This is a genomic window from Allocoleopsis sp. (assembly GCF_036703385.1).
Lineage (GTDB): Bacteria > Cyanobacteriota > Cyanobacteriia > Cyanobacteriales > Coleofasciculaceae > Allocoleopsis.
This window is the reverse complement of the sequence record NZ_DATNPA010000797.1, coordinates 1-9,519: the sequence shown is the minus strand read 5'-3', so window position 1 is coordinate 9,519 and position 9,519 is coordinate 1. Positions and strand designations below refer to the sequence as shown.

Here is a 9,519-nt window from a genome sequence, read left to right as displayed (position 1 = left end):
GGTGACTGGCAAAGACAAAGTGTTTGATAAAGTGCAAGGACGCCTAGCTGGGGCAAACGAATATTTGACCAAACCCTTTGATGCCCAAAAACTCCGAGAGACTTGTCGTCAGCTCCTCAATATACCCAGTTCAATAACAACCCAAAAGACCGTGTGAACTACCCAAAGACTTCGCTAAGCTACGTCTGGGGCTTGCCGTTTCAAAGGCGAATTTTGCTGTAGGTACTCATCAAGAGTCTGAAGCGAGTTTGGCTGATTGATCAAGCAGTTTATCGTTCCAGTTCTTCTGAGCCTTTATTTCCATCGCCAAATCTAAAGATTAGGTTGCAGTTTCCAACTTTGGGGTTGATCAGGTAGACAATGGCGATGACTATAAATTCGACAGAATCCCTTGAGTAAGGTAAACACGTACTTGTAGGGGGAATACCAATGAAATTTTCACGTTGCAGTAACACAGCTCCCTCCCCAGCAGAACTTCAAGACTTAGAAAAACTCAGAGTTCTTATTGAGCGTGCGATCGCCGATGGTAAGCTCACAAAGTATGAAATGGAGTCTATCCAGGCGGCAATGCGTGCTGATGGAAAAGTTTCCTTTGAGGAACTGGAGTTGTGTAGACAAATGATCTGGGAAAAAATCCAAAGCGGAGAACTGGAACAGGACTGGTGGAATTGAGCCAAATTGAGCGGATCAACTTGGTGATTCAATAGGGGAAGCTTCAGGCGTTGCCGAACTCTCGGGTGTGGGTTCAGGGGGAGCTGCATTTTCAACGGTGAGTTCGAGTTGATAATTAACCGACTCAGAGGATTCTGATACGATCACAAACTCATACAAGCCCGATTCTGGTAGTTCGCCTGACCAAGTGCGATCGCGCGAATCTTCCAGCAAGGTTGTCTTACCGCTAGGACTATAAATGGAAAGCAACACTCTACTTCCAGTTTGCAGGTTGGCCTTCATCACCTGACCGGCAGAAAGAGTAGCCAGGAAGACTTTGCCACCTCCGGGTTTCAGGGTGCCACTGACGGTTTTGCTAACCGCCTGTGGCTCAAACTCAATGCGCTCTAAAGCCTCTCTAGTTTTCAGTGCGGGGAGCGTATCCGCAACCATCCCTTGCCAGATTTGAAAGATGGGTTTGTTCCGAAATTCCTTGTTATCTTTCTGTTGCGGGAACGCCTGAAAGAACTTAGCATCGACTAGGTCGTAAAGGCTGCGGCTACTAACGCGCAACTGATTGGCGTCGGCTTTGGCACGAGTGAGGTCAGCCTCTGTATAGCTTCCCAACTGCCGCCGCGCTGCATCACTTAAATCGAGACGTTCCAGTTGCCGCAGAACATCGGAGGCGATCGCATCCCATTGTGCTCTGGCTTCGGCATCTTCCGGCCCATCACCTAGAGTCCGTCCTCGGCGATCGGGGTATCGCTTCCAATATTCCTCATTCACTAAGCTAGCGTAAAAGTTATAGCGAATATTCAGCGCGGCACGACGTTGCTGTAGGGCTTCCTTACGCCGTACCTCATCAGGAGAAAACGGCGATGATGGCTCTGGCGTTGGCTCAATTGTGGGCGAGACTGAAGTACTCGGTGTGGGTTGCGGCCCAGGATTGTCCGATCGCAGTTGGGACTGTATCCACCAATTGCCCGCCAACCAGCCAATTGCACCCGCCACTGGAATCAGCACGAGTACTGCCAGAAGTTTCCCCAACCAACCGGATGACGAATTAACACTGGAACTCGGCACTGGTGTTGCGGGGACGATTGGCGCAGGGGGTGGGGCAACTGCCATCGTGGCTTCCGTTGCAGAGGGTGGAAGCTGAGTCGGGAGGTAAGCAGGGGGTGCGGGTGGTGCCGTGAGGGATTGCAGCACTTCGCGTGCACTTTGATAACGCTCCGTCGGATTGAGGTGGAGCATTTTCTCCAGTATGCTCCCTAGCCTGGGGCTGAGATTGACTTCCCGCCGCCAGTTCCAAACTAACGTGTTTGGGTCAATCAACAATTGCGGTTCCTTCCCCGTCAGCAATACTAATACCGTTGCCGCTAAAGCGTAGAAATCACTGTGGGGATAAGCCATGCCCCCTTGCATCTGCTCATGGGGCGCAAAGCCCACCTTCCCCAAGCGAGTGGCATAGGCAGGCGTTCCGCCCGCTGGGGATGACCCCATCACTTGAGAGGCAACTGATGCCGCAACTTGCTTTACCCCACCAAAATCAATCAGCACGGGCAACCCATCCGTACTGCGCAGAATTAGATTATCGGGAGAAATATCACGATGAATCACACCCAAGGAGTGGAGGTATTCCAAAACAGGTAGGATTTGCAGCAGCAGTTGGGTGACTTCCGCTTCATTAAACCGTAGTCCCTGCTGCTTGCGACTATCGAGTAAGGCGTGGTACGTTTGACCGACCACATAGTCTTGTACTAAAAATAAGCGTCCCTTGTTCCCTTGTTTAACTCGGAACATTTCACGGAACTTGGGGATTTGAGGATGTTGCAACTTGTAGAGAATACCCGCTTCCCGCTCAAAGAGTTCTTCCGCTTTTTGTAGGGCGTAGGTACCTTGAACTTGGGGGGCAAATTCCTTTAAAACACAGGATTCGCTAAACCGATTCAGGTCTTCGGCTAAATAGGTGCGTCCAAAGCCCCCATGCCCCAACTCCCGAACAATACGGTAGCGACCCCCCATCACCATCCCCGCCTCAACACCTTCTTGGGCATCCGGCGGGGTCAGCTTCTCGCCACACAGCCTGCAAAAGCGATTTACAGAGGGATTTTCATGTCCTTTAGAGCAATAGAGAGGAGCCATTGAAAATGCCAAACCAATAATTAAGAGTGAAAGGCACAAGCGGAGATTTGTTCAAGCTGAAGCGATTGCGACTCAGCTATTTGGGTTGGAACACTACCCACTTGCATTCTGGCTTTTTGCGATCGGTCAGGGATCAGTTGCTTTTGCCAAGGGACAATCAACAACGGACAGGAAACACAAGTGTAGATTAAGGCTATTAGATGCACAACCGCTTATGTCTTTCCCGTTTCGAGTTGAGTGACCCGATCCGAGAAGATCGCATACCAGATCTGACCAAATGTCAGTAAGTTCAGTTTCTCACTCCGTTGCTCAGGAAACAGCTGATAAAAGGTTTGATCCGTTTGTTGACTCAGCTGGTTCATTGTATAACCGCCCAATTGTCCTTGCTTGGCTTTACGCTGCCAAGTTTGGTAATCCCGTTGAGTATAACTTCCCAGTTGGCGACGAGCCGCTGCACTGAGTTGAGCTTGTTCTAGTTTATCGAGCAAGTCCTTTGCCGTGTTGTGCCATTCTTTTCGTAAATCCGCATCTTCTCTTTTCAGCGTGAGTGTCCGCCCTCGTGCCTCTGGGTGTTTAGAGAAAAAGGAATTATTGACTAATTTATTAAAATATGCATTTGAAATACCTAGTTCTTGGCGGCGACTCAATAATTGCTCAGTTCGCTTCTGTTCTGAGGAACTCACCGATTCACTGGGTGGTTGATTCTGCGATGTCGAAGGTGTTTCGGAACGCGGCGATCGCTCTAAGTTTACTGAACGAATGATGGAACTCATCATCGTCCAACCCACCCATCCCGTCACTAAAATCAAGCCTCCACCAATCCCTACCTTGAGCAACCACCAGCTGAACCCGTTGAGAAATTGAGGGGGGTTTTGTTTTGGAATAACTTGATGGTTAGGGTTTTGGGCAACTGGCGTAGGTGTAGCTGGAATGGGCTTGGGAGGGGCTTTGGGAGCCACCACCAGTGTGTGCATGTAGGAGGCGATCGTGTTAAGGGCGAATGGGCGAGGAGTCGGGTTGGTATTGAGTGCCGATGTGTCAGGGTTGGCTTTGAGCGCAACAACTTGCGTCTGCTTCTGAGATATGGGGGAAGAAGTCACCGTTGACGAAGCAAGCGATCGCTGCGGTTGGAGGGCTTGCAGGACTTCATTGGCACTAGAGGGGCGATCGCTGATTTTATGAGCCAGCATTTTCTGCAATATCCCTTGCAGTGGAGATGACACCTTAATTTCCCCCCAACGCCAAGACGCCTGATAGATGTCATACAAGTCTTGAGGTTCTTTACCCGTTACCAACACCAGCACGGTTACTGCCAAACTGTACAAGTCGCTGCTGACATAAACCTCTCCCTTGCGCAACTGTTCCTCTGGGGCGTATCCCTTCTTACCTAATCGAGTTTGGAGTACCCCGATATTCGTAAAATTGGAAACAGCGGTTGCGGCAATTTCTTTAACACAGCCAAAGTCAATCAGTATGGGAAGCTGGTCTGAATTTCTCAGAATAATATTATCAGGAGAAATATCGCGATGAATGACGCCTTTGGTGTGAATGTAGGAAAGTACGGGTAACATTTGACACAGGAACTGAATCGCTTCTGCCTCACTCAACCGCTTGCCTGACTTGAACAAATCGAAGTAGGTTTGACCCTCCACGTAATCTTGCACCAAGAAGAGGCAACCGTTACCGCCTCCAATATCCGCTTGAAACAACTCCCAAAATCTTGGTAGTTGAGAGTGTTGGAGTTGATGCAACACCCCAGCCTCTCGTTCAAACAACTCCTTGGCTTTTTGTAACTCAGGTGCACCTTGAACTTGGGGAGCAAATTCCTTTAAGACGCAGCGATCGCTAAAGCGCTGTAGTGCTTCGGCTAAATAAGTGCGACCAAAACCGCCCTGCCCCAACTGACTCACGATGCGATAGCGCTTTTCCAGAACGTGCCCAGCGCTCAATGGGAGTCTTTGACCGCACTGTTGACAAAATCGGTAAGTGAAGTCATTTTTGTGGCCTTGACTGCAATAGAGAGGTATCATAACCAAGTCATTCGATTTTGGATTTTGGATGTTGGATTTTGGATTGTCCTCACCACTGAAAGTCCGGGGCTTGAGACCTTTTGAGTATTTGGTCAAGAATAGGAAACACGATTGCAGTAAGCATCCTAGCTGTTTTGTACGCCAATTCAGTGTGTTTGAGAGCAATTGCCAGACAGAGTAAACTTCCTGTATCGTAAGCGTAATTTTTAACTCAACCAATTGGGAAGATGCGAGAAGAACAACGTCAACGGGCAGTTACGGCGCTTCAAGCGTTCCTAAGTACACCCTTTGAGGAACAACTCCGACGGCATCAAACCACCTCTCCAGCATCGGCTGCCCTAGCGTTATTTCACGATGTTGTCGCTCATGTTCCTGCGTACAGAGCTTTTTTGACTCAACACGGTATCTCTTATAACTCCATCCAGACGTTTGAAGATTTCGTAAACCTTCCCTTTATTACTAAAAATAACTACCATTCACGTTATCCATTAGCAGAGTTGTGCCGGAATGGACAACTGGACATGTGCGATATGATCGCCGTTTCCTCTGGTTCTACAGGGAAACCCACCTTTTGGCCTCGCTTTTTCACCGATGAACTTCAGATAGCGACGCGCTTCGAGCAGATTTTCCACGATAGTTTTTATGCCGACAATCGCCGCACCTTAGCTGTGATTTGCTTTACCTTAGGAACCTGGGTTGGTGGAATGTACACCACGAATTGTTGCCGCTACCTGGCGAGTAAGGGTTATCCGATTACTGTTGTCACTCCCGGTAATAACAAAGACGAGATATTCCGAGTGGTTCAAGAACTGAGTTCTGCCTTTGAGCAGGTGGTATTACTCGGTTATCCACCCTTTCTTAAGGATGTGATTGATACAGGTATTGCTCGCGGGGTGGAGTGGCACAGGTATCAGATTAAGTGGGTGATGGCGGGAGAGGTATTCAGCGAGGAGTGGCGTAGTTTGGTTGGGGAACGAGTTGGCTCAAATAATCCCTACTATGATTCTGCTTCACTTTATGGAACCGCAGATGCGGGGGTGCTGGGGAATGAAACACCGTTGAGTATTTGCATTCGTCGTTTCTTCGCCGAGAATCCCGATGCTGCAAGAACACTCTTCGGGGAATCACGCTTACCGACGTTGGTACAGTATGACCCCATCAGTCGCTTTTTTGAGGTGTACGAGGAGACGTTGCTGTTTTCGGGAGATAATGGTATTCCCTTGCTACGTTATCACATTTCGGATCATGGAGGACTCATTGCTTACGATGCCATGTTGGAGTTCTTAGCCGAATGGGGTTTTGACCCGGTGGCGGCGTTGCAAGGGGGCAGAGGAATTCATCCTTTACCGTTTGTCTATGTGTTTGGGCGGTCTAATTTTACAGTTTCCTACTTCGGTGCGAATATCTACCCGGAGAATGTGATGGTGGGGTTGGAGCAACCGATGGTTCGGGAGTGGGTGACAGGGAAGTTTGTGATGCAGGTGAAGGAAGATGCTGAGCTTGATCGGTTTTTATCGGTAGTTGTGGAGCTAGCGCCCACAAGTGAAGCGAGTGAAGAGAAGCGGGATGCGATCGCTTCTTCGATTCTTTCCCAACTGTTGCGCCTCAATAGCGAGTTTGCCAACTATGTCCCTAAACAGTATCAGGTGCCGCTAGTAGAACTCGCTCCAATGGGTGACCCAGAGTATTTTCCCATCGGAGTCAAGCATCGATATACCCGCTAGCGATCACATTAGCTGATTCCTCTGTAATTTGACACATTATTTAACTGTAAAAATTAGCATTTGACATACCCTTAGATACAGGCTTCACAGAAGTTTATAGAGTTAACCTTCGATATAGAAGCCTTTAAAAATACGTCTTCAATTTTAAACTGACGTAGCTTCTTCTAGAGCAATTTTGCTCAAACACTAACATTCGTTCGGTTTTGAAAAAGAATTTCAAAGCTCAGAATGCTTTTAGCCTAATCAAGAGGACAGAGCCATGAGCGCACACAATAACAAAAAATTAGTTAAACAGCTTTTTACCCTAATGGGCGTTGCTAGCGCTAGCACTTTACTCGCTTTTCCAGCACTAGCAAACATCGATTCCAGTTCTAGCGGACAATTATTCGCGCAGAGCAATTCAGGAAACACTCAACAAAGTCCTTTCGGGACGAGCGGAACACCAGAAACGTTTGAGAGTCCCATTCCTCAACCTCAACTTCCTCCTGTCGGGACAGGTACGGTTCCACAAACACAGGGGAGTCCAATTTCTCAACCCAAAATTCCACCGATCGGAACAGGTACGATTCCACAAACGTCGGGGAGTCCGATTTCTCCTCTAGGAACGGGTACGATTCCACAGTTCCCTACCAGCACAGATACAATTCAACTGTTTCCAGGTGGTACAAATACGACTCAACCTAATACTCAAATCAATGGCATGTAAGGTAAAAGGTTCTATAGGCGTTCTCATGAGGAGCATCTTAATTGTTTAGGTTCGGCATTGTAGGGGAGTACGGCTGTGCTCCCCTACAGTACCTATATTTGCTTATACCCTACAAGGGAATGCAACGATTTTCATTTGTGTAGGGTAGAAGTTTCACCTCTCTTCAACCTTTAAGAGAGGCTTTTAAATTAGCTATATCCATCGACTGACGGGAACTTGGTCAATATCCTCCTTTAGCTTGGGGTGAAACTTAGTCTGCGATCGCTACATTAACAACATATAACAAGCAGCCCTAAGTGAACATTAAACCCTTTGAGTTGAAGGTAGGAAAACAAGCATGAATAGTAACGAAAAATTTTTGGATAACTACGACGAAAATATTGAATCCATTACAGTTCAACCTGAAGTTGAAGTTGAAGACTCTTCTGATGAAGCAGGCGTAGGTAGCCTTGCCGCTGGAGTCGCTGGAGCAGCAGTCGGTGCTGTCATTGGTAGTAGAATCGCTGGCAAACAAGGAGCTGTCATTGGTGCAGTTGCAGGTGCAGTTGCAGGGGGTTTAGCGGCAAAGGCTACTCCCGATGATGCAGGAGAAAGAATCAAAGATGCGGCTGAAAATGTAGCTGAAAAGATTAAAGATACCGCTGAACATGCCAAGCCATCCATAGAAGATGCAGCGGATAAAGTCAAACACGCCGCTCTAAATGCAGCAGACAAAGTGCAAGATGCGGCTGAACGTGCTAAACCTTCCATCGAAAGCGCAGCCGACAAAGCAAAGGGAGCCGCTTTTAATGTAGCAGACAAAGTCCAAGATGCCGCTGAGCGTGCTAAACCCTCCATCGAAAGCGCAGCCGACAAAGCAAAGGGAGCCGCTTTTAATGCAGCAGACAAAGTCCAAGATGCCGCTGAACATGCCAAGCCATCTAATCATCAAGACACTCGAATTATTGAGCCAAAACAGCGGATTGTTATTGAACCAACCCCTTACAATTCGCCTGACGCCACATTAACTTTTACTACAGACAATTTACCTGAAGTAGAGGTGACTCCAGTGGAGGTTTACGAAGTAACACCGGATTCTGAAATCGAGCAGCAGTACGGCTTCATGCGCGATACAGAGCAACGTCTATAAGTCGTAAAACATGATTGTATTGCAGCCCAAGAGGACATCTAAAGTTTGGTGTTCATTGATACAAAATCAGTTCATACTACGTCCTTCCTGAGATAGAGGGCTCAGGACACTAGGACTACCTCGCAGAAAGAGGAATTTGAATATCCGGCTTTCTACGATGAAGGCCAAGCAAAAAAGGAGACAATTCATGGCTGAAGTACAACTGGAAAACTGACCTTCAGAAGTAAACGATTTACCGGAAGGTGCTCAAAATATTTTCAAAGCGGCCTTCAAAAGCTCTCAAGAAGATGGTATTAGCAGAGAGGGTGCAATCAATGTAACTTGGAACAGTGTCAAGCAAGGTTACGCCCAAGGCTCAGATGGCAAGTGGTACAAGGTTCCTCAAGATTCCAACATTCACCACAAACCTATTACCTCTGAAGGCAATTAACCGCCTGTCATTGTTATAGGTGCAGCTTTACCAACGATCTTTGAAACGCACTCATAAGATAATCATTAAACCCCACCCATTCAACTGAGGAATGGGTGGGTACTTTTTGTAATAATTTTATCTATTGGAAGGAAAAACTTTGGCTAACTTCTTCCAGAGAAACTTAATTTTTGACTTCTTTTTTTGTATCTGTAGGAAACGCGAGGCTCTTTTGCAGATTGTGTAAGAAACTTGCGGAATTTCCCTCCGTCGAACTGTATTTAACCATTAATAAGTAGTAGTTCCTTAAGATAGGTGGTTATGGGTACAGTTCTAGTCGTGGAGGATGATTTTGCCCAACAGCAGATACTCCGAAAACTCCTCAGAGGCATTGAGTTAAACATAATTTTTGCGAGTGATGGCGTCGAAGCTCTTTCCTTAGCAGAACGTCATTGCCCTAAGTTGGTCATTCTAGACATCGTTATCCCTCGGATGAATGGTTACGAAGTCTGTCGTAAGCTAAAATGCCCTAAAAAAGAGTACAAACCAGCTGTACTCATGTACTCGAATAAAACAGAAGAATGTGACTATTACTGGGGCTGCAAGCAAGGTGCTGATGCTTATGTTTCCAAATTGTGCCATCCCCAAGAGCTAATCGACACCGTAAAGTACTTGTTGCAACAAGTTATATAAAACAAAAAAAGCATGAAGGATGAAAAACTGTT

The 9,519-nt window shown here is 47.2% G+C and carries 7 protein-coding genes and 1 pseudogene; 6 read left to right on the top strand and 2 right to left on the bottom strand.

What is annotated here, in order from left to right:
* The first annotated feature begins 429 nt into the window (after positions 1 to 429).
* The gene (locus V6C93_RS37070) at positions 430 to 672 is read left to right on the top strand and encodes a hypothetical protein (protein WP_333481705.1); all 243 of its coding nucleotides are present in this window, start codon (positions 430 to 432) and stop codon (positions 670 to 672) included.
* A gap of 15 nt (positions 673 to 687) precedes the next feature.
* Here the strand turns inward: V6C93_RS37070 and V6C93_RS37065 are convergent, their stop codons facing one another.
* Together V6C93_RS37065 and V6C93_RS37060 are read right to left on the bottom strand one after the other, a co-directional pair.
* Positions 688 to 2,796: a serine/threonine-protein kinase gene (locus V6C93_RS37065; RefSeq protein ID WP_333481704.1), complete on the bottom strand. Its 2,109-nt coding sequence runs from the start codon at positions 2,794 to 2,796 to the stop codon at positions 688 to 690.
* 212 nt (positions 2,797 to 3,008) lie between these two features.
* Positions 3,009 to 4,922 carry a serine/threonine-protein kinase gene (locus V6C93_RS37060; protein WP_333481703.1) on the bottom strand — a complete coding sequence of 638 codons (1,914 nt, stop codon included), beginning with the start codon at positions 4,920 to 4,922 and terminating at the stop codon, positions 3,009 to 3,011.
* Between the two features lie 131 nt (positions 4,923 to 5,053).
* Between V6C93_RS37060 and V6C93_RS37055 the strand changes: the two genes are divergently transcribed.
* From V6C93_RS37055 to V6C93_RS37040, 5 genes and pseudogenes are all read left to right on the top strand, one after another.
* Positions 5,054 to 6,550: a phenylacetate--CoA ligase family protein gene (locus V6C93_RS37055; protein WP_333481702.1), complete on the top strand. Its 1,497-nt coding sequence runs from the start codon at positions 5,054 to 5,056 to the stop codon at positions 6,548 to 6,550.
* Between the two features lie 259 nt (positions 6,551 to 6,809).
* Positions 6,810 to 7,256, top strand: a complete 447-nt coding sequence (locus V6C93_RS37050; protein WP_333481701.1) for a hypothetical protein — start codon at positions 6,810 to 6,812, stop codon at positions 7,254 to 7,256.
* 337 nt (positions 7,257 to 7,593) lie between these two features.
* Positions 7,594 to 8,385 carry a hypothetical protein gene (locus V6C93_RS37045; protein WP_333481700.1) on the top strand — a complete coding sequence of 264 codons (792 nt, stop codon included), beginning with the start codon at positions 7,594 to 7,596 and terminating at the stop codon, positions 8,383 to 8,385.
* Positions 8,386 to 8,611: 226 nt separating this feature from the next.
* A pseudogene (locus V6C93_RS38685) lies at positions 8,612 to 8,815 on the top strand (ChaB family protein); the annotation flags it as partial.
* A 300-nt stretch (positions 8,816 to 9,115) separates the two neighbouring features.
* On the top strand, positions 9,116 to 9,487 hold the full coding sequence (locus V6C93_RS37040; protein WP_333481699.1) for a response regulator: 372 nt from the start codon (positions 9,116 to 9,118) through the stop codon (positions 9,485 to 9,487).
* Positions 9,488 to 9,519: the final 32 nt, after the last annotated feature.